At 63.1% G+C, this 21,794-nt stretch carries 19 protein-coding genes; 12 read left to right on the forward strand and 7 right to left on the reverse strand.

Going from position 1 to position 21,794, the window contains the following annotated elements; translation table 11 throughout:
* Window positions 1–60 precede the first annotated feature (60 nt).
* The 6 genes from VNH11_33070 to VNH11_33095 all read left to right on the forward strand — a co-directional run bounded on the left by VNH11_33070 (window position 61) and on the right by VNH11_33095 (window position 5,202).
* Complete coding sequence (locus VNH11_33070; GenBank protein ID HVA51221.1) at window positions 61–825, forward strand: DUF4058 family protein; 765 nt, start codon at window positions 61–63, stop codon at window positions 823–825.
* A gap of 404 nt (window positions 826–1,229) precedes the next feature.
* Entirely contained in the window at window positions 1,230–2,159 is a 930-nt protein-coding gene (locus VNH11_33075) for a hypothetical protein (protein ID HVA51222.1), read from the forward strand.
* A 64-nt stretch (window positions 2,160–2,223) separates the two neighbouring features.
* A complete protein-coding gene (locus tag VNH11_33080) occupies window positions 2,224–3,102 on the forward strand; it encodes a Clp protease N-terminal domain-containing protein (GenBank protein HVA51223.1) in 879 nt (292 codons plus the stop codon).
* A gap of 2 nt (window positions 3,103–3,104) precedes the next feature.
* Window positions 3,105–3,344, forward strand: coding sequence for a VOC family protein (locus tag VNH11_33085; protein HVA51224.1), 240 nt, complete (start codon window positions 3,105–3,107; stop codon window positions 3,342–3,344).
* A 111-nt stretch (window positions 3,345–3,455) separates the two neighbouring features.
* Complete coding sequence (locus VNH11_33090; protein HVA51225.1) at window positions 3,456–3,776, forward strand: hypothetical protein; 321 nt, start codon at window positions 3,456–3,458, stop codon at window positions 3,774–3,776.
* A complete protein-coding gene (locus VNH11_33095) occupies window positions 3,760–5,202 on the forward strand; it encodes a hypothetical protein (GenBank protein HVA51226.1) in 1,443 nt (480 codons plus the stop codon). The genes VNH11_33090 and VNH11_33095 overlap by 17 nt, the downstream gene beginning before the upstream one ends.
* On the opposite strand, the gene VNH11_33100 is transcribed toward VNH11_33095, so the two are convergent.
* The gene (locus VNH11_33100; GenBank protein HVA51227.1) at window positions 5,199–5,321 is read right to left on the reverse strand and encodes a hypothetical protein; all 123 of its coding nucleotides are present in this window, start codon (window positions 5,319–5,321) and stop codon (window positions 5,199–5,201) included. The genes VNH11_33095 and VNH11_33100 overlap by 4 nt on opposite strands.
* 155 nt (window positions 5,322–5,476) lie before the next feature.
* On the opposite strand from VNH11_33100, the gene VNH11_33105 reads away from it, so the two are divergent.
* Complete coding sequence (locus VNH11_33105; protein HVA51228.1) at window positions 5,477–8,545, forward strand: valine--tRNA ligase; 3,069 nt, start codon at window positions 5,477–5,479, stop codon at window positions 8,543–8,545.
* A 32-nt stretch (window positions 8,546–8,577) separates the two neighbouring features.
* Here the strand turns inward: VNH11_33105 and VNH11_33110 are convergent, their stop codons facing one another.
* From VNH11_33110 to VNH11_33125, 4 genes are read right to left on the reverse strand one after another with little or no spacing between them, the layout of a single operon-like run.
* On the reverse strand, window positions 8,578–9,015 hold the full coding sequence (locus VNH11_33110) for a hypothetical protein (protein HVA51229.1): 438 nt from the start codon (window positions 9,013–9,015) through the stop codon (window positions 8,578–8,580).
* A 48-nt stretch (window positions 9,016–9,063) separates the two neighbouring features.
* Window positions 9,064–9,696, reverse strand: a complete 633-nt coding sequence (gene cobO / locus VNH11_33115) for a cob(I)yrinic acid a,c-diamide adenosyltransferase (GenBank protein HVA51230.1) — start codon at window positions 9,694–9,696, stop codon at window positions 9,064–9,066.
* Between the two features lie 2 nt (window positions 9,697–9,698).
* Window positions 9,699–11,372, reverse strand: a complete 1,674-nt coding sequence (locus VNH11_33120; protein ID HVA51231.1) for a hypothetical protein — start codon at window positions 11,370–11,372, stop codon at window positions 9,699–9,701.
* Complete coding sequence (locus tag VNH11_33125; protein HVA51232.1) at window positions 11,369–12,103, reverse strand: glycosyltransferase family 2 protein; 735 nt, start codon at window positions 12,101–12,103, stop codon at window positions 11,369–11,371. Before VNH11_33125 ends, VNH11_33120 begins: the two co-directional genes overlap by 4 nt.
* A gap of 365 nt (window positions 12,104–12,468) precedes the next feature.
* Between VNH11_33125 and VNH11_33130 the strand changes: the two genes are divergently transcribed.
* Complete coding sequence (locus VNH11_33130; GenBank protein HVA51233.1) at window positions 12,469–13,725, forward strand: PDZ domain-containing protein; 1,257 nt, start codon at window positions 12,469–12,471, stop codon at window positions 13,723–13,725.
* 165 nt (window positions 13,726–13,890) lie between these two features.
* On the opposite strand, the gene VNH11_33135 is transcribed toward VNH11_33130, so the two are convergent.
* Entirely contained in the window at window positions 13,891–16,902 is a 3,012-nt protein-coding gene (locus tag VNH11_33135; GenBank protein ID HVA51234.1) for a VWA domain-containing protein, read from the reverse strand.
* A gap of 178 nt (window positions 16,903–17,080) precedes the next feature.
* Here VNH11_33135 and VNH11_33140 point away from each other — a divergent pair, with 178 nt between their 5' ends.
* Genes VNH11_33140 through tmk form a run of 3 tightly spaced genes read left to right on the forward strand, consistent with a single transcriptional unit; the run spans window position 17,081 to window position 19,551 of the window.
* Entirely contained in the window at window positions 17,081–17,230 is a 150-nt protein-coding gene (locus tag VNH11_33140; protein ID HVA51235.1) for a hypothetical protein, read from the forward strand.
* Between the two features lie 20 nt (window positions 17,231–17,250).
* The gene (locus VNH11_33145) at window positions 17,251–18,915 is read left to right on the forward strand and encodes a hypothetical protein (GenBank protein HVA51236.1); all 1,665 of its coding nucleotides are present in this window, start codon (window positions 17,251–17,253) and stop codon (window positions 18,913–18,915) included.
* 36 nt (window positions 18,916–18,951) lie between these two features.
* Window positions 18,952–19,551: a dTMP kinase gene (gene tmk, locus VNH11_33150; protein HVA51237.1), complete on the forward strand. Its 600-nt coding sequence runs from the start codon at window positions 18,952–18,954 to the stop codon at window positions 19,549–19,551.
* Window positions 19,552–19,556: 5 nt separating this feature from the next.
* On the opposite strand, the gene VNH11_33155 is transcribed toward tmk, so the two are convergent.
* Complete coding sequence (locus tag VNH11_33155) at window positions 19,557–20,066, reverse strand: molybdenum cofactor biosynthesis protein B (GenBank protein ID HVA51238.1); 510 nt, start codon at window positions 20,064–20,066, stop codon at window positions 19,557–19,559.
* Between the two features lie 246 nt (window positions 20,067–20,312).
* Here VNH11_33155 and VNH11_33160 point away from each other — a divergent pair, with 246 nt between their 5' ends.
* A complete protein-coding gene (locus tag VNH11_33160) occupies window positions 20,313–21,533 on the forward strand; it encodes a HEAT repeat domain-containing protein (protein HVA51239.1) in 1,221 nt (406 codons plus the stop codon).
* The last annotated feature ends 261 nt before the right edge of the window (window positions 21,534–21,794 follow it).

Genomic DNA, 21,794 nt, shown 5'->3' on the forward strand with positions numbered 1-21,794 from the left:
TCCCAAGCTCGCTGGTCCCACCCTACTCAACTTTGGGACACTACCCACAAGCATATCACGTTGACTGCCCACCGTTTGCAATATAGTCTCGCGGTTATGCCGCTGCTCGACCACTTCCATCCACCGCTGCACGGGCCACGCCGCTGGGAAGGTTTTCATCACTCCTGGGCGACGATGATCGCGCAGCAGCTCAACGAGGTGCTGCCGGCGGATTACTTCGCCGAGTCGGAAATCAGCTTGGGTCCAGAGCTGGAAATCGACGTGGCCACGATGGAAAAAACGATGGGAGGTGGCACGGTGGCTATTGGTGAACGGGCCACTGCGGTCTGGACTCCTGCGCGGCCGCGCTTCGCGGTGAAGGCCGACTTTTCACGGCTGGACACGATCGAGATTCGCATTTTTCAAGACCTCGGTGGGGCGGAACTTCGGGCGGCGGTCGAACTGGTGAGTCCCGGCAACAAAGACCGTGCCGGCAGCCGGCAGACGTTCGCCGCCAAGTGTGCCGGCTATTTGAAGCACGGCATCAGCGTTGTCGTGATCGACGTGGTCACGTCGCGAGCGGCGAACTTGCATCGCGAATTGTTCAAGGCGCTCGAAGTCAAAAGCCGCCACGCCCTGTGGCGATCGCCGACGGGGCTCTATGCCGTGGCCTACCGCCCGGTGACCTTGCGTCGCAGTCCGCGAATCGAAGTTTGGGCGGAGCGGCTGGCGCTCGGCAAAGTTTTGCCCGTCATGCCGTTGTGGCTGACGCTCGAACTGTACGTACCGTTGCGCCTCGAAGAGAGTTATGCCAGCACCTGCCGGTCCTTGCGAATTCCGGCGTGATGTTTTTGGTGTTGCGCGTTTTCCGCATCCGCCGCGCAGCGGCGCTAGAATTTAGCCGTGGGTGCGAACCCACGGTAACATTCGGCGAGTGCCAAACAAAGCCGCGTAGCGGCGACAGAGGTGTACTCGGGTATTCTGCCGCCGCTACGCGGCTCCGCCGAAGGATTTACAACGTTGTCCGTGGGCTCGCGCCCACGGCTAAACTCTGTGGCCGCTACGCGGCCGAGCGCCAAAAGCGCAACATCAAAACCTGACGGCGGGGATGGCCGAACAGTGAGCGTCGGGGATTGACCGCAACCTTAACGAGGCCGAAAATGGCGTTCGCTACCGGATGAATGGGCCCTGCGGTGGTCACTACATGCGAGCTCGCCGCAACGGCCGTCACCGCGCGTCGAAAACCGCCCGTGAATACAATGAACATCCGGGCCGGCAAGAAATCGAGAACGCTTGGTTTTTCGCGCGGCAGCGATAACCGGCCGGCGGCGAATGAAGGCGGCCGTGAGGTGATTCTCTGGTTGTTGGCGGCTGCTCACCTGGCGGCGGCGGTCGTGCTGGTGTGGCTGATCGATTCCGGCGGCGGGCCGCCGCTGGAGGCCGCCTTCGACGCGCTGGTTTATGCCGACGCGGCCCTGGTTGGTATATGGACCGGTTGGGGCCGGCATTCCAAAGCGACTGGCTTTCTCGGCGTGGGACTGGCGACCTTGACGGCCGCCGTCTGCTCCTGGGGATCGCTACGGCACACGCTCGGCGCGCTCACCGGACCGGGCAACGATATGTGGGTCATCACCTGGCTGGTCTTGTTTGCCGTCGGGCTGTCGCTGTTGACGATGGCGATGGTCGTGGCGGTGTTGCTTTACTTGCGGCAACGAGGGATCGATCTCTGCCTGGGCGAGCCGCCGAATGCGACCGGCGAGTTGCCGCCTGTTCGCTTTTCGCTGCGGCAGATGTTCTTGTTGATGGCCGTGACGGGCATTTTGCTCAAGCTCGGCCCGGTCGCCAACGCTTACTTGAACGATTATCGGTCGTACCTGTGTTCGACGGTCGCACTGCTCTCGGGCGGCGTCTGTCTCGGCAGCGTGGCACTCGTCGCAGCATGGGCCGTTTTCGGAGGGCCTCCTTCGGCCGGCCGAATCGTCACGGCACTGGCGTTGGCCGCCGTCTTCGGCTTGTTTCCGCCCTATTATTTTCCGTATCTCCTCAGCGACAACTTTGCCGCCTCGGTGGCGGTCACTTGCCTGGAGTCGCTGGTGGTGATGGCCAGCCTGGCGGTGGTTCGCGCCAGCGGCTATCGGCTGGTTCAATATAGGGTGGCCGGTGCAGAGCCGGCGGATTGAGCTTTGGGAGGCGTAGGAGCGACGCACCATGTACGAGAAATTCACGGATCGCGCGCGGAAGGTCATGCAGTTGGCCAACAAAGAGGCACAGCGGCTGCAGTGCGAATACATTGGCACCGGGCACGTCTTGCTAGGTCTGATTGAGGAGCAAGACAGCGTGGCCGTGGCCGTGCTTAAAAATTTGGGCGTCGATTTGGGCAGGATCCGCCGAAGTATCGAAAATCTGTCGCAGCCAGGCATGACAGCTCAAGAGGGCCTAAACCGACCCCAAGTGCCTCGTGTCAAGAAGGTAATCGAATCGGCCATTGACGAGTCGCGCAAGCTGCGACACAGCTACATTGGCAGCGAGCACCTGTTGCTGGGGCTGTTGCGAGAACAAGAGGGCGTGGCGGCCCAGGGGTTGATGAACGAGGGTCTCACATTCGAGCGAGTGGGAGACGAAGTGGTACGCTTACTGAGCTTGGGCACACGTGGTAAGCCCGTGCCATCGGCGGCCATGAGTCGATTGACGAGCGCGCCGATCAACGATTTTCCCGATGATGTGCAAGCAGCGGTGGCCCCTTTCGACGACGAAATCGACCGCCTGCAGCAGGAAAAGGAAGCAGCCATCGCTGGCCAGAACTTCGACAAAGCCGCGGCCCTAAGAGATGAGCAGGACAAACTGCGGCGGCAACGGCGAGCGGCTGTCCACGATTGGGCCGTCAGTTACCCAATCGATTTGGCGTGGCTGTCGTCGAATGACCGGACGGTGCTGGATCTGGCGCAGCGGATCCACGAGCATCGGCGCTGGGACGCACTGCCGCAATTGGCCAATGCGCTAGAGCAAGCAGGCTGCACGGACGCGCGGATGCTCGATCACTGCCGGCAGAATAGTCCGCATTCCGAGCAGTGCTGGGTTGTCGACCTGATACTTGCCAGGGCCGATGCACGAGGCGCTCCCTGACCATGCACCCGCACCTAAATGGCTGGCAACTGATCGACATCCATCACATCGGCCTGACGGTTTCCGACATCGAGCGGTCGATCGCGTTTTATCGCGACGTGCTCGGCATGACGCTCATTCGCCGCCGGCCGCACGTCGACAGCGATTACGTCGCCCAGCAGACGGGCTATGCCGGCCTGATTCTCCAGCAGGTGAATTTCATCCGCCGGCTTGCCGGGGCAAGCAGATCGTCGATATACTAAAAATGGGCGATTGGGGCCAGCATGCGCTGCGAGGACCGCTTGTGCGACTCAGTTCACGAAGAGATCTGGCTTTACAGAGGGGTGCCCGCGGAGTCGGCGGAAGTCGACGACGTGGCTGCCAATGCTGAGGTTTATCCGCGACGTCCGGGCTATGTTGGCGAGTATTCTCGCTATTGCCACAGCGTCAACGAAATGACCGATACGGGATACACGAGTTGGACCACGGATGTCGATATCGCAAGGGCGCTTGCTCAATATGCAAGCGACGAGTCTGGTCTCAGCGGCGAGGTGGTTATCTTTAAGGTGCGCATTTCCACCATCGACGCACGCCGCATTTTCGAAGGGGAAGATCGAGAGGATGAATACTTGATCGAAGGTACCGTGGAAGACGTCCGGTTCTTTGAGGATGCAGATCATGAGCACGATGGCTGACCGGTCACCTCGGAAAACTTGGCTCGGCGCGATTGCGGAGGCCGCCACACTTCAACGGATCGAGTTGCCGGCGTTTGATCGATATGGCATGGGCGCAGTACGCTCAACCACCACGGCAAATGGTCGGTTTGTCACGCTGAAACGCCGGATCGGGACCGCTGCCAACACCGAAGGCGGTGTTGAATGGGCTCTCTGGCATCAGCCGGACGATTATCCGGTGCTCGTCGCGGCCTTCCGCGATCGACGGCAACCCGCAGAAGAAAGCGTCGGGGCCACCCTATCGCTCCTCAAAGGTTGGCTTGTGGACCAGTGGACGCCGGACGAAGCAAAGGGCGCCGTCCGCAAGCACCCAGGAGCTCAGCCCGTCAAAGACCCGCCGCCTCGGCTTGCCGACGCCGGCAGTTTCGCGGCGCTCAAACAGGTTGAAGACGCTGGGACAATGAACGGCGAGTCAGAAGTTTTCAGCCGGCTTTTCCGTTATCGACCTCGGCCCGATCGCACGCCTGCGGAGGATTTTGTAACAGAGGCCTACGCGAGCGTCTTGCTATCCGACAAAAACGCGGCAGCGATGGTTCTCAAAGACCTCTTTCAAAGATCGATGACGGCCAATTTCAAATTGCAGACGCAGCAGCCGGTCGAGAGCGATCGACCGGACATGAAATTCGAAGACGCCGATAACTTGGTCTTTCAAGAGAACAAGGTTGAGAGCCCGTTCGATGCGGAACAAGTCGCGCGATACCAGGAAAGGATCGCCAAGCTGGCGGGCGGGCGAAAAACGTTGGTTGTCTCCTGCACTTGGCTGCCCAGCGATGCCGCTACGGACGCGCCCCACTTTCTGCCGATACGCTGGAGTGACGTCTATCAAGCCATTAAGAATCATTTGGCAGACGTCGACCAAAGCAGGCGATGGTTTTGGTCTGCCTTTCTTGCTTTCTTGAGGGAACGACGAATGGAACCGTTTTCTGGGATTCAGGTGAAGTGGGTCGACGCCCTTCGCGACGTGGAACAGCTACGGGTCCGCGCTTGGCAACTGCTTGAGCTTATCAAGTCGCACTTTGAGAGCAAATACAACGTGCAAACCGAGGACACAGGAGCGTCGAAAGCGTATCGGAGCATCTCCAAGTGGTGTTTTTCAACTGGCAACTTGAGGTTCGAGCCAGAGATTAAACTCGCTGACGAAGGGGTCTATTTTGCTCTTTGGCTGAGGAATGATCCTAGCGGCTGTTCCGCATTCGTAGAGGCAGAAAAACTCTTGGTTCCGCCGTTTAAGATTGAGTATTCGCACCTCGCTGTACGTTCAACGCCCGAGGCGATTCTGCCGGATTTCTATGAATGCACGCCCGACCGTCAAGTGGCAGCCGCACTCGCGTGGGTTGATTTAATGCTACAGCCTTTGGTTCAGAATGGGCTCCTCAAACTCCGCTAAGAGTGGAACATAGGCGGCACCGCCTTGCGCGAAAGAATATCGGCCAGCTCCTGCCAGCGGTCGACGTACTCGCCGTCGAGGTACTCGCCGCAGGTCAAGAAGGGCGGTGTTGCACGCAAACACCCCTGGCATCGTCTTTCCCGCCAGGGTTAGAATTCGTGACCTGACCGCTCTGCCGCGAACCTGCGGCATGCGGTGTTCGTCACTTTTTTATCAACGCGGCCCACCATCCCTCCACGTTTACCGTCTACCGTCTACCGTCTACCTGATTCCCATGCCGACCATCAGCCTCCCGCCCGACCTGCCCACTCAATACCATCACGCTGAGCCGCAACGGCGCTGGTATCCGTTTTGGGAAGAACGCGGATATTTTCATAGCGAGCCGGATGCCAGCCGCCAACCGTACTCGATCGTCATCCCGCCGCCCAACGTCACCGGGGCCTTGCACCTGGGCCACGCGCTGAACAATTCGCTCCAGGACATCCTGATTCGCTTCAAGCGGATGCAGGGCTACAACGTCCTGTGGATGCCGGGCACCGATCATGCCGGCATCGCCACGCAGGCCGTCGTCGAACGCCGTCTCTTGCAGGAAGAAAAGAAGAGCCGCCACGACCTGGGCCGCGAGAATCTGGTCGAGCGCATCTGGGAGTGGAAGAACGAATACGAGCAACGCATCCTCGGCCAGTTGAAACGGATGGGGTGCAGTTGCGATTGGCAACGCACGCGGTTCACGCTCGACCCGGTTTGTGCCCGTGCCGTCCGGCATACGTTCTTCAGCCTCTTCCAAGAAAAGCTGATCTATCGCGGCAAGCGGCTGGTAAACTGGGACACCTTTCTGCAAACGGCCGTCAGCGACGACGAGGTCTACCACGAGCCGGTGGCCGGGCACTTCTGGCATCTGAACTACGCGGTCATCGACCCGCTGCCGGGCGAGCCGAGGCACGTCACCATCGCCACCACACGGCCCGAAACGATGCTGGGCGACACGGCCGTGGCCGTCCATCCCGATCCGGCCGCCGCGCTCGACCGGGCCGAGGCCGAGCTGAAACGAAAACTCGCCGAAGCGGCTGACAAAGACCGCCCGGAGATCGAGCAACAACTCACGGCGTTGACCGAGCGGCGGCAGACGCTGCTGCCCACGCTGATTCGCCTGCGCGACATGGCCCGTGCCGGCCGCAAACTGCGGCTGCCGCTCGTGGACCGCGAGATACCGCTGGTCGCCGATGAATGGGCCAGGCCCGAATTGGGCAGCGGCTGCGTCAAGATCACGCCGGCCCACGACCCGAACGACTACGACGTGGGCAAGCGTCAGAAGCTGCCCATGATCAACATTCTCAATCCCGAAGGCACGCTCAACGCCAACGCCGGACCGTACGAGGGCCTGACGATCGCCAAGGCCCGCGAGCGCGTCGTCGCCGATATGGAAAGTCAAGGTCTGCTGGTCGAGGTGGAAGACCGCGAGATCGACCTGGCCCATTCCGACCGCTCGAAGACAGCGATCGAACCGTACCTGGCCGACCAGTGGTTCGTGAAGATGGAACAACTTGCGCAGTCGGCGATGGACGCGGTCACCGACGGCCGCGTCAAGATCGTACCCGCCCGATATGCGCAAGGTTATCTCGATTGGCTGGGCGAAAAGCGCGACTGGCCCGTCAGCCGGCAGCTTTGGTGGGGGCACCGCATTCCGGTTTGGTACGCGGCGACCGCCAGCGAGGCCGATCTGAAGAAGGCTTTCGCCGGACGGAGCGACGTGGTCTGGCAGCGAGACGAAGAGAGCGATCGTTGGCTGATCTGCGCGCAGGAAGAAGACCTGGCCGAAGACGCGGTGCCGGGGCACAGGCTGATCCGCGACGACGACGTGCTCGACACCTGGTTCAGCTCGGCGCTGTGGCCGCATTCGACGCTCGGTTGGCCCGACGAGACGCCGGAGTTGGCTTACTACTATCCCACCAGCACGCTGGTCACGAGTCGCGACATTATTACGCTGTGGGTCGCGCGGATGGTGCTCACCGGGCTGCATAACGTGGGCGACGTGCCGTTCCGCGAGGTGTTCATTCACCCGAAGATTCTGGACGGCTACGGCGAGACGATGTCGAAGTCGAAGGGGAACGGCGTCGACCCGATCGACGTGATGGACAAATTCGGCGCCGATGCCATGCGGTTCGCCCTGGCCTACCTGACGACCGAGACGCAAGACGTCCGCATGCCGGTGGAGTTCGAATGTCCGCACTGCGGCAAGCTGATCGAGCAGACCAAGAAGAACCGCGTTTTGCCGCGCGTCAAATGTTCGCACTGCGGCGGGGAGTTTTCGACGCAGTGGGCCACGAAGCCCGAAGATACGTCCTTGCCGCGCGGTCCGGTCGTGAGCGAGCGGTTCGAGTTGGCCCGCAACTTCTGCAACAAGCTCTGGAACGCCGCCCGCTTCACGCTGCTCAACCTCGAGGGTTACACGGCTGGCCCGGTTGACGACGCCGACCTGGCCGTCGAAGACCGCTGGTTGATGAGCCGGCTGGCGACGGTCACCCAGCTAGCGACTGAGGCACTGGAGAGTTATCGCTTTTCCGATGCGATGCGGGCGCTCTACGAATTCGCCTGGGACGAGTTTTGCAGTTTTTACGTCGAGATGGTCAAGAACCGTCTGCAAGACGCGGGGCAGCGCGCGACTGCGCAGCGCGTGCTGGCTCACACGCTCGATGCGTTGGTGCGCTTGCTTCACCCGGCCATGCCGTTCGTGACCGAAGAGATTTGGCAACGGCTGGCGGTGGTCGCGTCCGCGCGGGGCCTCGATTCGCCGACTGAGGCGACGGAAAGCGTCATGGTCGCCGCATGGCCGCAAGCCGACCTGCGTCGTCGCGATGCGCAGATCGAGACCCGGTTTACGTACTTCCAGGAGGTCTTGCGCGGACTGCGCGAGATCCGCAGTCGGCAGAACATCGCCCCCAAGACGCCGGTCCGCTTTTCGGCGCGTTGCTCCTCTGAGACCGCGGAACTCCTCGAGCCGATGTCGCGGTACTTTGAATCGATGGCCGGCGCGCAGTCCGTCGCCTGGGGACCGGCCGCGTCACCGCCTGAAACGCACGCCCACGTCAGCCTGAAGGATGTCGAGCTGTACGTCGATCTGGAAGGCTTGATCGACATCAAGGCAGAGATTGCCCGCTTGGAAAAGGAGCGCGACCGCATCAGCCAGGCGATCGCCACGAAGGAAAAGAAGCTCTCGAATACCAGCTTCGTCGAGCGCGCCCCGGCGGAAGTCGTTGAGAAAGAACGGTCGTCGCTGGCCGAGTTGCAGAGCCAGCTTCGCACGGTCAAGAAAACGTTGGCGAAGATGGCCCAGAAGGGCTGACCATCGTCAATCGACGGCGAACTGGATGCGCGTCAGAAACGGCGCGGCTCCGGAGTGGAGTGATCTTCTTCTGGAAAACCATCCCACCGCCATAAGGGCCTGCCGAGCCACTCTGCTGACGCCAAGGCCCGATGAATATCAATGGCCAAGTCATACACGTCGGCCGGAGTGGCCGATTGCTCCGCGCCAAACAGCCGCCCAAGAAATCCAGGTATTCGGTGTGCATTGACTTGAAGCATCCATTCATTCGTTTGAATCTGGGCCACTGAGACGTCAAGGACGGATGTGCCACGGCGACATATGACCGACCAGCCGCAGTCACGCCAGTTGTCGAATTCGTCGACCACCCACCCCGACGAGGCGATATCAGTCGACAATCGCCGAATTAATGCGGCGCCCGCCGGATGATTGAATTCAACGTCGTCAGGCACGACGGCGTGGAACCGAACGTTCTGCGAGATGGAAGTCAAAGAAAAAGTCCTCCGAGTCCGTCGCTCGCCTAGCCGCGGTTCGGCGTGCTACCATTCGATTCCCCGCTGTGCCTTGATGCCCTTCTTGTACGGGTGCTTGATCTCGCGCATCTCCGTCACGAGGTCGGCCAGCTCGATCAACTCGGGCTTCGCGTTGCGGCCGGTGAGGATGACGTGAACGTGCGGCGGCCGGCTGCGCAGTGCCGCCAGCACGTCGTCGAGCGGAACATAGCCGTAGTCGATGGCGTAATTGATTTCGTCGAGCACGACGAGATCGGTTTCGCCCGACAGAATCCGCTCGCGGCCAAAGCTCCATGCCGCCATCGCCACTTGTGTGTCGCGCTCGCGGTCCTTGGTGTCCCAAGTAAAGCCTTCGCCCATCGGACGGAACTCGAACTTTTCGAACCGCCCGGCCGCCGCTTGCTCGCCCGTCTTCCACTTGCCCTTGATGAACTGCACCACCAGCACCGAAAAGCCGTTGCCCAAGGCGCGCAGCGCCGTGCCGAAGGCGGCCGTGCTCTTGCCTTTGCCGCTGCCCGTGTTGACGATCACCAGACCTTGGCGGTATTCCACGTGGACCTCCCTCTTCCGCAAATTGGCGACTGCATGCGCACCAGAATACAGCGTGGCCGCCTCGAATGAAAACGCATAGCGCGTGACGCCCACGGCGCCGCCCGGCATCGCTAAGGGCTGAATGCCGTTGCCAAGAATCCCCGCAACGTGTCTTCGGGATAAAGACAGAATGCGTATTCGCGCCAGCGAAGCACGCTTTCGGCCCGCGATCGCCGCGCTGTCTCGTCGTTCAAGGCCGTCAACCGCCGCCGCTTCTCTTCGAGCAACGGCTGCAACGCCTCGTTCGCGGACCGAATCGCACGACATCGCCGCCGAGCGTTCTCGCGCGTCCGCGGCGTCGCGATCCAGCCACGCTTGACCGCGATCCGTTCTTCGACTTGCAGCGATTCCTCCGCGGAGAGCGAGCCAGGATCGAGGTAGCGCTCTGGATGAAACCGCAAATCGCGCAGCTCCTGCGGCACCCTCCGCGCGTCGGACGGCGCCGAATGCCATCCCTGGACGGGCAAATAGAGCGTCGCCGACAGCACCATAAAGGGCGGCGGCTCGAGCAGAAAGAAGCGACGAACCAACTCGTCGGTCAACTGGTCGTACTTGCCGCCGCCGATGCCGTGTATGAAGAGATCGCCCAGACACAACCTCGCGAAGAGCGTGGTCGTCAATGCCCGCGTCTGCAACTGCACGCCCTGCTCGGCAAGCTTCGCCAACGCTTCGACGGCGCCGTCCGCATCGCGCTCCGCCGCCAGCGGCACCACCGCTTCAAGACCGTAGCGGTCGCTCAGCACCATTTCGCTGCCCCGCCGCCGCGCAAAGAGATGTCGCCGGTCCGATCGCTTGTCGCTGGCCAACCAGAAGGGGGCTTCCAGCCAATCGCCCTCTCGCGCCAACTCCGGCGCCGGGTGGTTGGCGCTGCGGATGCCGTGCAACCGCCGATAGGCGACCACGGCCTCGTTGTAGACCGCCACGAACCGCGGCAAATGGGCCAGCACGTGCGCCACGAACCAGTGGAACGATTCGAACCGGCAAACCCGGCTTTGCGGCAGTTCCAAAGTCGCGTTGCCCCACTCGCCTTCAAGCTGGTGACGAGCTTGCGACAGGCATTCCCCCAGGTTGCTCGTTTCGCGGCTGCGGGCCACGACCTTCGGCCAAAACGTGTCAAGCAGCGGCTGGTCGATCAACGGACGCAGCCAGTCAGCCGCGGTCCGGCCGAAGCTCTCGAACACCCGGCGGTTGCGTACCGAGCGGCGGGCGAAGGGCACCTCGCCGGTCGTGTCGTCGAACGGAATCAGCCGGGCAACCGGCTCATCGACGCTGCCGCCCGGCACGCGCAAAGTGGTGTCTTTGAGCGTGTCGGTGTCGATCACCAGGTTGACGGCGGTCGCCTGGTTCGAGCGGGCCAACGCCGCCAAGGCGAAGTTCTTGAACCACACGCCCGGATGAAAAAGCTGCGGTTGGTGCCCGGCCAGAAGCACGCGGTCGCCGGCCTCGATGGCAGGCAGGTCGCGATACGTCGATGTGTAGTGTTGGGCCGATGCCAACAACTCGCGCCTGGCCAGCGACGATAGATCGCAGAGCGAACGGCCTTGCATGTCGTAGTCGCAGCGCGCCGAACGGTCGACCGTCGCCAGCAGCGCGCCGACGGATGGCAAGGGAGGGATCGCCAGCACCTCACGGTCGCCGCGTGGCGCGCGCAGGCGCTGATGGGCCAGTGCCGACGGTGCCGGCTGGCTTCCGTCGCTCTCGCCCGCCGGAGTGCCGCGAGCTGGTGCGTCGCCGGTCAGGCTCATCCGGCGCATTCTCCCCGGCAGGTTTGGAGGCCTTCGCGGGCCGCCGCCATGGCGCGGTCAAGCACTTCGCGGTAATGCCGCAAACGGATCTTCGCGTCGTCGAGCGAGCCGCCGAACGAGCGCTTTTCGTCAAGATAAATCAACGGCACCGGCAGCTCCCGAATTCGCAACCGCGCGGCCGCCGCCTGCGCCCAAACCTCCAGCGGCATGGCATAGCCCGTCTCCGTGACGTGCAATCTCTTTAGCGCCTCGACGCGATAGGCTTTGAAGCCGCAGAAGGCGTCGGTGAGGTTCAGCCCGAGGCGGCGATCGACTTCGGCCGTGAGCAATTCGTTGATTCGCCGCCGATCGGCGGGCGGAGCGCTGTCGCCGGGATACTGCTTGAGGTATCGGCTGCCCGACACGATGTCCCAGCCGGCACAGGCGGCGACGAAGCGGGGAATGCGGCGCGGCTCGTGCTGGCCGTCGCAGTCGATCGTCACCAGCACTTCGTAGCCGTGCTCGACGGCGAACTCGAACGCGCTGCGCAGGGCCGCCCCATAGCCGAGGTTGTGCGGATGGTGCAGGCAATGGATGCCGTTGATTTGGGCCAGGGCCTCGGCGGTGCCGTCGCTCGATCCGTCGTTGACGACCAACACCTCGGGGCTATAGCGGCGCACTTCGGCCACCACGCCGCCGACATGATTCACCTCGTTGTACACGGGCAACGCCGTCAGAAACCGGTGCGCCATGGTGGTCTTCCCCAAATAAAAGGCAAATAGGCTATTCTAGGAGCCGTATGGCGCAAGTCAACGCACGGCGTTCCAGGGCTGCGTACTTCGTGGCATTGACAACGATTCTCGGCGCGGTACACTCAACCGCGCTGGGTCGTTGCGGGTCTTGACGGTCCAGCGGCCTTGGTACAGGCCCCCGGCGTTCAATGGCTGCCGGGACATCTTACGTCCTTCTGGAGCCCAGGGCGGGCATTTGCTGTTTCTGCCCGCGGTCCTCGACCGATCGCGCCCTGTTTCTCTGCTCTGTTTCGTTTCGTGCCGCCACGCGCCTGGCGAGAGGGTCTCGCTGTGCGCGGGCACACAACTTTTAGGAGGAAGGTTCGATGCGACAATTATGGTTTGGCTCTCTGAGCCGCAATGCGAGTCGGGTCGCAGTCGGCGTGCTGGCCGTGCTGTTGACCACCACCAACGCCCCGGCCCAAAGCCGTAGCGGGAACAGCCGGGACGATTCTGGTTCATCCGGCGCGCAAGATCGCGACAACAACCGATCGAACGACCGGAATTCCGATCAGGGCCAACGGTCGTCGGCCGGCCGTTCGTCGCGCAGCTCGCAAGCGCGGCACGCGACGCTGGGTGTGGTGTTCTACAACGACGAATCCAACCCGCTGGAGGTCCGCCGAGTGCTCGATGACAGTCCGGCTGAAGAGGCGGGTCTGGAGCGCGGCGACGAAATCCTGAGTGTCAATGGCCACCGCGTGTCCAGCGTGCAGCAACTCAAGCAGCAGATCGACCGGGCTGGGCAAAATGAAGAGGTGGAAATCGGCATCTTGCGTGACGGCCGGCGAGATACGGTCACGGCCACGCTCGAGGCAGGTGGCCGCCAGGGTCAAGGCTCGCGCAACCAGCAGTACGGCAATCAGCAGTACGGCAACCAGCAGTACGGCAATCAGCAGTACGGCAATCAGCAGTACGGCAATCAGGGAAACCGTAACACACGGTCGCGCAACCAGTGGTCTGGCGACGAAGAATATGCCAACCAGGGTTATGGTAATCAGGGTTATGGCAACCAGCGGTATGCCCAGGGCTACGGCGAACAGGGCTACGGCAATCAGCGCAATAACAACCGTACCTACGCGCGTGGATCGCGAGGGGCGAATTATGGCGATGAAGACCAGGAGCAATGGAACCGCAACTCGCAGAACGAGCGGGGCAGCTCGCGCGACCGTGATCGGGCCTTCCTGGGCGTCACCCTGGATGAGAACTCCCGCGACGGCGCGTTTGTCACCAATGTTTATCCCGGCAGCCCCGCGGAAGAAGCCGGCATTCGTCCCGGCGACGAGATCATCGCCATCGACGACGACGATGTGAACTCCAGCCGCGACCTGATGCGCAACCTCTCGCAGCGCGGTCCCGACGACGACATTTCCATCGAAGTCGATCGCAACGGGCGTCAGCGCACGCTGCACGCCACGCTGGAGTCGCACCAGGAATTCCTCTCTCAGTACCAGCGCGGCAATTACCGTACGGGCCGCCGCAGCAGCTACCGCGAGGGCGACGAACAGGGCACCTACAGCGATGGCCGGCGAGCGAACCGGCGTCAACAAAACCAAGCTGAGAACCAGGAGGACGACAACTACTAAGCGCAGCACGATCTCCTGGGTCAGCCGCTGTCCGGCCTTCGGGCCGGGCGGCGGTTTTTTTTTGCGCGGGTCCGGCCCGCCCGCCGCGTTATCGAGGTAGGGTGGGCCGGCGCTCGCAAGCTCGCTGGTCCCACCCTACGCCTAATGCATTGCCGGTTTTGTCACTCACTGCTGGTCCGTCCTCTTTCGCACGTCCTTCTTCACCTTCAGCAGCCGGCTGGTGTAGCTCTCTTCTTCCTGCTGTGCTTCCGGCGAAAGACCGCCGCGGCCGGCGGCACGCGAAGACTGGGCCTCCGGCGCGGCAAGCTCTTCTTCGAGCGCGGCCGTGTCGGCCGGCTGCTCGGCCGTCGGCTCGAAGCGCGCGGCGGCGCGGCGCTGCGCAAGCTGCTCGCTGACTTCGGCCTTGCGGCTGCGCAGCCGCGACATGTACTCCGGCGGCGGCCCCTGCGGCTGGCGGCCCAACAGCCGGTCGCGCACCCTCCCCGCCAGCCGAGGCACCCAGGCAAAGCTCACCTGCACGCGCCGGAAAAAGACGTCGAAGAAAAAGGTCAGCCCGGCGATCAGCAGGGCATATTGCCAGACGTCCTGCCGACTGGTGGCCTTGGGCAAATCGTGCCGGAAGGTGTTCGTTTGGGCCAGGATTTTCGGGTCGCCGCGGCCGGTCGGATCGTCGATCAACTCGCCCGGCGGGCCGCCTTTGGGCTCGAGCTGTGCCAGGCCGGCCAACAAGGCTTCGTTCGTCTCGCGGTCGCGGAATTCCGGCGAATAGGGCACGTTTACGCCGGTGAGCAGCGGCGCCTGGCCCGCGCCGGGGCTGAGCATCACGAAGTAGCTGCCCGCGTCGTCGGCCTGGAACGAACCGACGTAGCGGCCGGGCGAGGTCTGCTCCAACTGGACCTCGTGCGACTTCATATCGGGACCGATCACGGCCCCGCCCAGGTCCAGAAAATTCAAAAACTCATCGTCTTTGTCGAGCGCCGTCACAAACACCTTCACCTGACCCTGCTCGACGTCGGTGGCCACGGTGAACTTGCCCAGGTCGCCGGCCGGCCGCATCGACCAGCGGATGATCTGGCTGAACAGCTTGTCGTAGCCTTCCCAGGCGGTCCACTGCTTCGTCCAGCGGGCGCCCGCGTCGCTGGTGAAGGCCACGGCCTTGCCCAGCCCATAGGTCCAGCTTGCCAGGAGGGTGGCGTTGTCTTCGCCGGCCGGCTCCGGCGAAACGAGCGAGACTTCGACCAGCGGGTTCTTCTTGACCGTCGTCTGCACGAAGCCCGTGATCGGCGGCAGCGGCGCGCTGATGCCGCTTACCATCTCGTGCTGAAAGCGAATGTAGGGCGAGAAGCCGGTGTCTTTTTCATAGACCAGCGGCCGGGCCACGCGGCGCGCCTCCTTCTGAAAGATGCGCGGCAAGGCGTTGGGATTCAGCACCTGGTAAAACTTGCCGCCGGTCTTTCGCGCGATGTCTTGCATCACGGCGCTTTCGGCCGGCCCGTGGGCGCCCACCGCCACCGACGAAACCGTCACCCGCAGCTTCTTCAGGGCGTTGAGCACGGGCCCCGTGGCCGGCGAAGGGTCGCCGTCGCTGATGATGATCATGTGCTTCACGGCCGCGTCGGTGAGGGCCGACATGGCCCGATGCGCCCGCTTCAGGCCCGAATCGAAATCGGGCATGTCCATCGGCGTCATGCGGTCGATCAACGCCAGCATCCGCGGCCGAGACCCGCCCACCCGGATCATGCCGCCCCATAGCCACTGGTCGGTGCCGGGCAATAGACCGCAATAATCTTCGTTGCCCAGCGCCTTGATCGCTTCTTTGGCAATCACCTTTTGCCAATGGTTGCCGTCGGCCATTTCCGAGGCGTGCATTACCAAGGCCAGCGCTCCCTTGGGCACGACCTTGGCGCTTTTGATCTGGAAATCGACGGGCATCGCTTCTTCGATCGCGGTATTGTTCCAACCGCCCGCGCCAAAACCGTTCGGCCCGCCCAGCATCACCAGACCGCAGCCCATGCTCTGCGTGTTCTGGGCCAGCATGGCGATCTGCTGGTCGCTGAAATCTTCTCGCGGCGCGTTGGCCAGCACCACGGTGTCGAACTGTTGCAGCTCGGCCAGACCGTTGAACAGGTGATCGCTGGCGTGAACGGTCACTTCCAGGTTCTCCTGACGCAGCTTGTGGACCAGAAACTCGTGCTCGCCGCGGTTCTCGGCGTCTTCGATCAACAGCACTTGCCCGCTGCCGCGCACGTGCGTGAACGTGGTGGCCCGGTTGTTCTCGATCATGGCATCGTCGGCCGGGAGGTCGGGCACGAAGCGGGCCTCGTAGGTATAAAAGTGCGGCTGCTCCAGCTCCTGCCGCACGGAGAGCACGGTTTTTCCGGGCGGCAGCTCGACCGGCTTTTCGGCGATCACGTGCGGCTGGTCGTCGGTGCGCTGCGAGACGATCACCTTGCCGCGGACCACGCCCGACTCGCCCTCGGCCGGCTGCGTGGTGTTGTTGAGCACCACGCGCAGATCGAACGGCTGACCCTTGCGCACGTCGGGCGGAAGCGTGACTTTTTCGACCAGCACCTCGCTGCGCGAGAGGAACCGCACCGGCTGCACGTCGATGCCCACGCCGGCGTCGGCCACGTGACGGCCCTGGTCGAGCGCGTCGCCCATGTTCTGGTTGCCGTCGCTGACGACGACGATGCGTTTGGCGGCGTCTTCGGGAAACGTCGCCTGGGCCAGCTTGAGTGCCCCAGCCAGGTTGGTCGATTCCGGATCGAGCGGCGTTTCCACGCGCGGCGAAAGCTGCACCGTATCGTCGAAGGGCGGCATCTCGATGACCGCTTCACGGCCGAAAACAATCACGCCCGCGCGATCGTCTTTCTTGCGGTGCTGGCGGACCGACTCGTTGAAAAACTGGATCATCGCCTCGCGCCGCTCCGGCGGGATGCTTAGCGACTGGTCGAGCAGATAAATGACTGTCAAGCGGTCGTTGGTCCGCACCCACTGGATTTCGGCCAGCGACAGCACGATGAACACGAACACTGCCGACCGCAGCAGCAGCACCGCCCACTTCCGCACGCGGCCCAGCCCGGAGAGACTGCGCCGGCCCGACCACCACATAAATGGCAGCAGCACGAGCAGCAGCAGATACCACGGGCTGTCGAAATCGAGCTGGTAAGGAAACATGGTGAAAGACGTCGCCTCGGCCGCCGGGAGCAACCGCTAAGTGGGAATGGACGCCGTTGATTGTAGTGTGCCCGCGTTGCGGAAAACAACACCGTCGCCGCGGCGAGCTTTGCAACATAACCCGCATGGACGACGGGTCTTGCAACAATCTTGAGGCCGCCTTGAAAAAACCGGCCGAATGTTCAATGTTTCCGAAAAGTCGGTGGCTTTTGCCACGCGGGTGTTGGCCTCCGGCCACGAGCAAGTGATCGCCGCGGTGGCCTCCGCCACCGACGAAAAAACCGTGGTCGCCGAGCAAGTCGATCTGGCAAGGTTGACTCGTTCGTGAGTAGATTCGAGAATGACGGTATGAGTGTCGATCCGTTGCTTGCCGAACTGAGCGACGGCAAGGCCCGCTGGCGCGATACACCGCTGGCGCAACGCATCGGTTTGGTACACGAATGCGCCGAGGGCGTGTTCGAGGCGGTGGACGAGTGGCTCGGCGCCGCTTGCCGTGCGAAGGGGATTCCGCCCGACAGTCCCGTGGCCAGCGAAGAAATTGCGGCGGGACCGCTGGCCGTGCTGCGATATCTGCGGCTCTTGGAAAGCAGCCTGACCGACATCGTGGAATGCGGCCATCCGCGTTTGCCGGGCAAGCTGTTTCGTGGTGACGACTCTCGGCTGCGGGTGCCGCTGTTCCCGGCGCGCGGACTTTACGATCCCCTTTTATTCCCCGGCTACCGCGCCGAAGCCTGGCTGTCGAGCGACGTCGACGAAACGAACTTCGAGGCCCGGCAAGCAGCCGCGGTCCGCGACCAGTTTAGCGACGTCGCCGTGGCGCTCGTTCTCGGCGCGGGCAACGTCTCGTCGATCCCCGCCGTCGATGCCTTGACGAAAATCTTTCAGCACAACCGCGTGGTGCTGCTCAAGCTCAACCCCGTGAACGACTATCTGGCCGCTGTCTTCGAGCGAGCGTTCGCGCCGCTCATCGCGCGGGGTTTTTTGCGAATCTGCCACGGCGGCGCCGATGTCGGCGCGTATGCGGCCCATCATGCCTCGGTCGATGAGGTCCACATCACCGGCTCGCAGGCGGCACACGAAGCGATTGTCTGGGGGCCGCCCGGCGTCGAACGAGAGGAGCGAAAAGCAGCCAACCGGCCCGTGCTCAACAAGCCGATCACCAGCGAGCTGGGCAATGTGACGCCGTGGATCGTGGTGCCGGGGCCTTACAGCGACCGGCAGCTCGACTTTCAGGCCGAGAACGTGGCCGCCATGGTGACCAATAACGCTTCGTTCAACTGCATCGCCGCCAAGCTGATCGTCACTTGCCGTGAGTGGCCCGACCGCCGGCGCTTTCTCGACAAAGTGCGGGCTGCCCTCGACCGCACGCCGCGTCGCAAAGCGTATTATCCCGGTGCCCGCGACCGCTTCTGCCGCTTTGTCGGTCAGGAACCGGACGACGATCCGCCCGGAACCCTCCCCTGGACGCTGGTGCGCGACGTCGATCGTCACGCACCCTCGCCGTGGTTCGATGAAGAGTCGTTCGTCTGCGTCTGCGCCGAGACCGCGCTCGACGCGGCAAGTCCAGCGGAGTTTTTGGACCAGGCTGTGGAGTTCGTCAACGAGCGTGTCTGGGGCACGTTGGGCGTGGGGCTGATGGTCCACCCGACGTTTCGGGGCACGTCCCAAGGGCAAGCCTGCTGGCAGTCGGCGCTGGCGCGGCTCCGTTACGGCACGGTGGGCGTGAATGTCTGGCCGGGGCTGGCGTATGCCATGATGTGCGTTCCCTGGGGCGGTTATCCCGGCGCGTCGGCGGCCGATCCCCAGAGCGGCATCGGTTGGGTCCACAACCCGTTCTTTCTGCACGACGTGGAAAAGAGCATCGTCGAAGGGCCGCTGGTAGCGCGGCCGAAGCCCCTGTGGTTTGCCAGCCACCGTCAGGCCCACCTTCTGGCGCGGCGGGCGCTCGAACTCTATCATCGACCGGCCTGGTGGAAGCTGACGGGGCTGATTGGCCCGGCGATGCGGGGTTGACTCTTACGATCTACCGTCTACTGTTTACCGTCTACCATGTTTTATTCCTTCGACGGCATCGACGGCAGCGGCAAGAGCACGCAGGTGCGGCTGTTTGCCGAGGGGCTGCGCGAGCACGGTCGCGAGGTCGTGGTTTGCCGCGATCCGGGAAGCACTCCGCTGGGCGACGAACTCCGCAAGCTGCTGTTGCACCGCGACGACCTGAACATCGCCCGGCGGGCGGAAATGTTGCTCTACATGGCCGCCCGTGCGCAGCTTGTCGAGCAGGTGATTCGTCCGGCCCTGGAAGCCGGCAAGGTGGTGGTTTCCGACCGTTTTCTGTTGGCCAACGTCGTTTATCAGGGACACGCGGGGGGTCTCGACGTGCCATCGCTGTGGCAAGTCGGCCGAGTCGCCACCGGCGGACTGGAACCCGATCTGACCTTTGTGCTCGACATCGACGACGCACGGGCGGCCGAGCGGCTCGCTCGACCGCTCGATCGCATGGAGCGGCAGGGCGAGGCCTTTCGCGCCGCGCTACGGGCCGGCTACTTGGCCGAGGCTGCCCGGCACTCGCAACGGATGGTCGTCATCGACGCGTCTGGCAACGTCGACGAAGTGCAAGCCGAAGTGCGGCGTGCGGCGGGAATGGCATGACGCCCTTAGCGTCGCGCCTCGCGCACGAGATGCCCGACTTCCGGCACGATCAGCTTTTCCATCGCCAGCCGCACGGCGGCGGGAGAACCGGGCATCGTCAGCACCACCGTCTGGCCGACCAGACCGCCGGTCGCCCGGCTGAGCATCGCCGCTGGGCCGACGTCCTCAAAACTCAGCCAGCGAAAGATTTCGCCGTAGCCCGGCAAAGGCTTGGTCAACAACCCGCTGATGGTCTCAAAGGTCTGGTCGCGGCTGCCGATGCCCGTCCCGCCAGTCAATAAAATCACGTCGATGTCGCTCCGCTCGGCCAGCGACGTGACTAACGGCCGCATGCGATCGGGTTCGTCGGGAATGATCTCCTTGGCCAGCACCGCATGCCCGGCGGCGGTGAGGTAATCGGCCACGGCCTTGCCGCCCGTATCGGTTTCCGGAGTGCGGGTGTCGCTGACCGTAATCACCGCGCAGCCCAGCGCGGCCGGCGCCTGGGCCCGATGCTGACAAACCGACTCGCTCATGGCAAACCAATCCTCTATTTTGTTGCTCGACTTGGGTTGATTCACCTATACTATCTGATTGGGGTAGGGTGGGGCCAGCGAGCTTGCAAGCGCCGGCCCACCGTGATTTTTGGATTTTGGATTTTCGATTATCGGAATCCACAATCCAAAATCGAAAATCCAGAACTGCGGCGATGGTGCGCCGGCGCTCGCAAGCTCGCTGGCCCCACCCTACAGACCCCCAACTCCCAACCCCACAACCGCACCATGACTCGCACGACCATCTCCTCCGCGGCCCTGTTGACCATCGCGCTCACTTCGCTGGCGACGGACCGCGTGCGGGCGGACGTCGTCGTGCTGGAAAACGGCGGCCGCATCGAAGGCGCGCTGCTCGACGCCAAGAAATCGCCGCGCGACAAGTACATCGTCGAAACGGCCAGCGGCCGGCTCACGTTCGACAAGTCGCAGGTTAAAGAAGTCATCGGGCAGAGCACCTCCCAGGAAGAATACGAAAAGGTCCGCAGCCAGTTCCCCGACACCGTCGAGGGGCAGATGGCCCTGGCCGGCTGGTGCCGCGACCATCATCTGACGGCCCAGCGCCAGAAACACCTGGAGCGCGTGCTCGAGATCGATCCCAACTTCAACGAAGCCCACCGGCTGTTGCGCCACACGCGCGACGGCGGCGCTTGGAAGACGCAACGGCAGTATTGGGAGGACCAGGGCTACGTCGAGTATCTGGGGCAGTGGATGACTCCCCAGGAAATGGAGTTGAAAGAAGCCGCGCGCAAGGTCGAGCTGGCCGAAAAAGAATGGAAGCGCCGCATCAAGACCTGGCGCAACTGGCTCGAGGGCCCGCGGGCGAACGAGGCACTGGAGCAGATCGGCCGCATCGACGACCCCTTCGCCACCCGCGCCCTGTCTGATTTTCTGGACAACGAGAAGGTCGAAGCCTATCGCAAGCGTTACGTCGAAGCGCTGGCCCGCATCGGCACGCCCGTCGCCATGATGATCCTCTGCCTCCGCAGCCTGAACGACCCCTCGGAAGAAATCCGCTTGACGGCGCTGGAATACGTGACGGAAAAGCCGCTGCCGGCCTTCACCGATCTTTTCATCGGCAGGCTGCGCGACAAGGAGAACGCGACGATCAACCGGGCGGCGATGGCCTTGGGCCGGCTGAAAGACCGCAAGGCCATCGGTCCGCTGATCGAGGCCCTGGTGACCGACCACATTCAGCAGGTGGCCCCAGCCCAGCCCGGCACGACGGCGGGCTTCGGCTCGTTCAACGGCGGCCCGGCCAGCGGCGGATTCAGCTTCGGCAATAGCGGCCCGAAGACCATCAAGGTCACCCTAAAGAACCCCGAAGTGCTGGAGGCCCTGGTGCGCTTGTCGGGCGGCCTGAACTTCGATTTCGACCGCGACGCCTGGAAGGCCTGGTATGCCAGCCGCAAGAAGTCGCTCAGCCTCAACGCGCGGCGGGACGAAGACTAGCGCGTGGTATGGTGGGCGTAGGGTGGGACCAGCGAGCTTGCGGGCGCCGGCCCACCATCAAAGGGTTCAGGGTTCAGGGTTCAGGAATACTTGAATCAACGTTTGCCTGACGCCTGACGCCTGAAACCTATCGCCTTGGTTAGCAATTTGTAATCTCTCAACACCGCTCGATACTTGCCTTACCCGCCTTGTCTCGTTAAACTAGTGTTAACGTAGGGAAGAGGCCCCCTCCGTAACCGCGAATTTCAGTTCGTTAGTCCC

Source organism: Pirellulales bacterium, assembly GCA_035533075.1.
Taxonomy (GTDB): Bacteria; Planctomycetota; Planctomycetia; order Pirellulales; family JAICIG01; genus DASSFG01.

Coding starts and splice junctions, on each gene's coding strand:
- VNH11_33095 (HVA51226.1), top strand. CDS start 3,760: ATGAGCACGATGGCTGACCGGTCACCTCGGAAAACTTGGCTCGGCGCG.
- VNH11_33160 (HVA51239.1), top strand. CDS start 20,313: ATGACTCGCACGACCATCTCCTCCGCGGCCCTGTTGACCATCGCGCTC.
- tmk (HVA51237.1), top strand. CDS start 18,952: ATGTTTTATTCCTTCGACGGCATCGACGGCAGCGGCAAGAGCACGCAG.
- VNH11_33140 (HVA51235.1), top strand. CDS start 17,081: ATGTTCAATGTTTCCGAAAAGTCGGTGGCTTTTGCCACGCGGGTGTTG.
- VNH11_33130 (HVA51233.1), top strand. CDS start 12,469: ATGCGACAATTATGGTTTGGCTCTCTGAGCCGCAATGCGAGTCGGGTC.
- VNH11_33105 (HVA51228.1), top strand. CDS start 5,477: ATGCCGACCATCAGCCTCCCGCCCGACCTGCCCACTCAATACCATCAC.
- VNH11_33135 (HVA51234.1), bottom strand. CDS start 16,902: ATGTTTCCTTACCAGCTCGATTTCGACAGCCCGTGGTATCTGCTGCTG.
- VNH11_33080 (HVA51223.1), top strand. CDS start 2,224: ATGCAGTTGGCCAACAAAGAGGCACAGCGGCTGCAGTGCGAATACATT.
- VNH11_33155 (HVA51238.1), bottom strand. CDS start 20,066: ATGAGCGAGTCGGTTTGTCAGCATCGGGCCCAGGCGCCGGCCGCGCTG.
- VNH11_33125 (HVA51232.1), bottom strand. CDS start 12,103: ATGGCGCACCGGTTTCTGACGGCGTTGCCCGTGTACAACGAGGTGAAT.
- cobO (HVA51230.1), bottom strand. CDS start 9,696: ATGCCGGGCGGCGCCGTGGGCGTCACGCGCTATGCGTTTTCATTCGAG.
- VNH11_33145 (HVA51236.1), top strand. CDS start 17,251: ATGAGTGTCGATCCGTTGCTTGCCGAACTGAGCGACGGCAAGGCCCGC.
- VNH11_33085 (HVA51224.1), top strand. CDS start 3,105: ATGCACCCGCACCTAAATGGCTGGCAACTGATCGACATCCATCACATC.
- VNH11_33120 (HVA51231.1), bottom strand. CDS start 11,372: ATGAGCCTGACCGGCGACGCACCAGCTCGCGGCACTCCGGCGGGCGAG.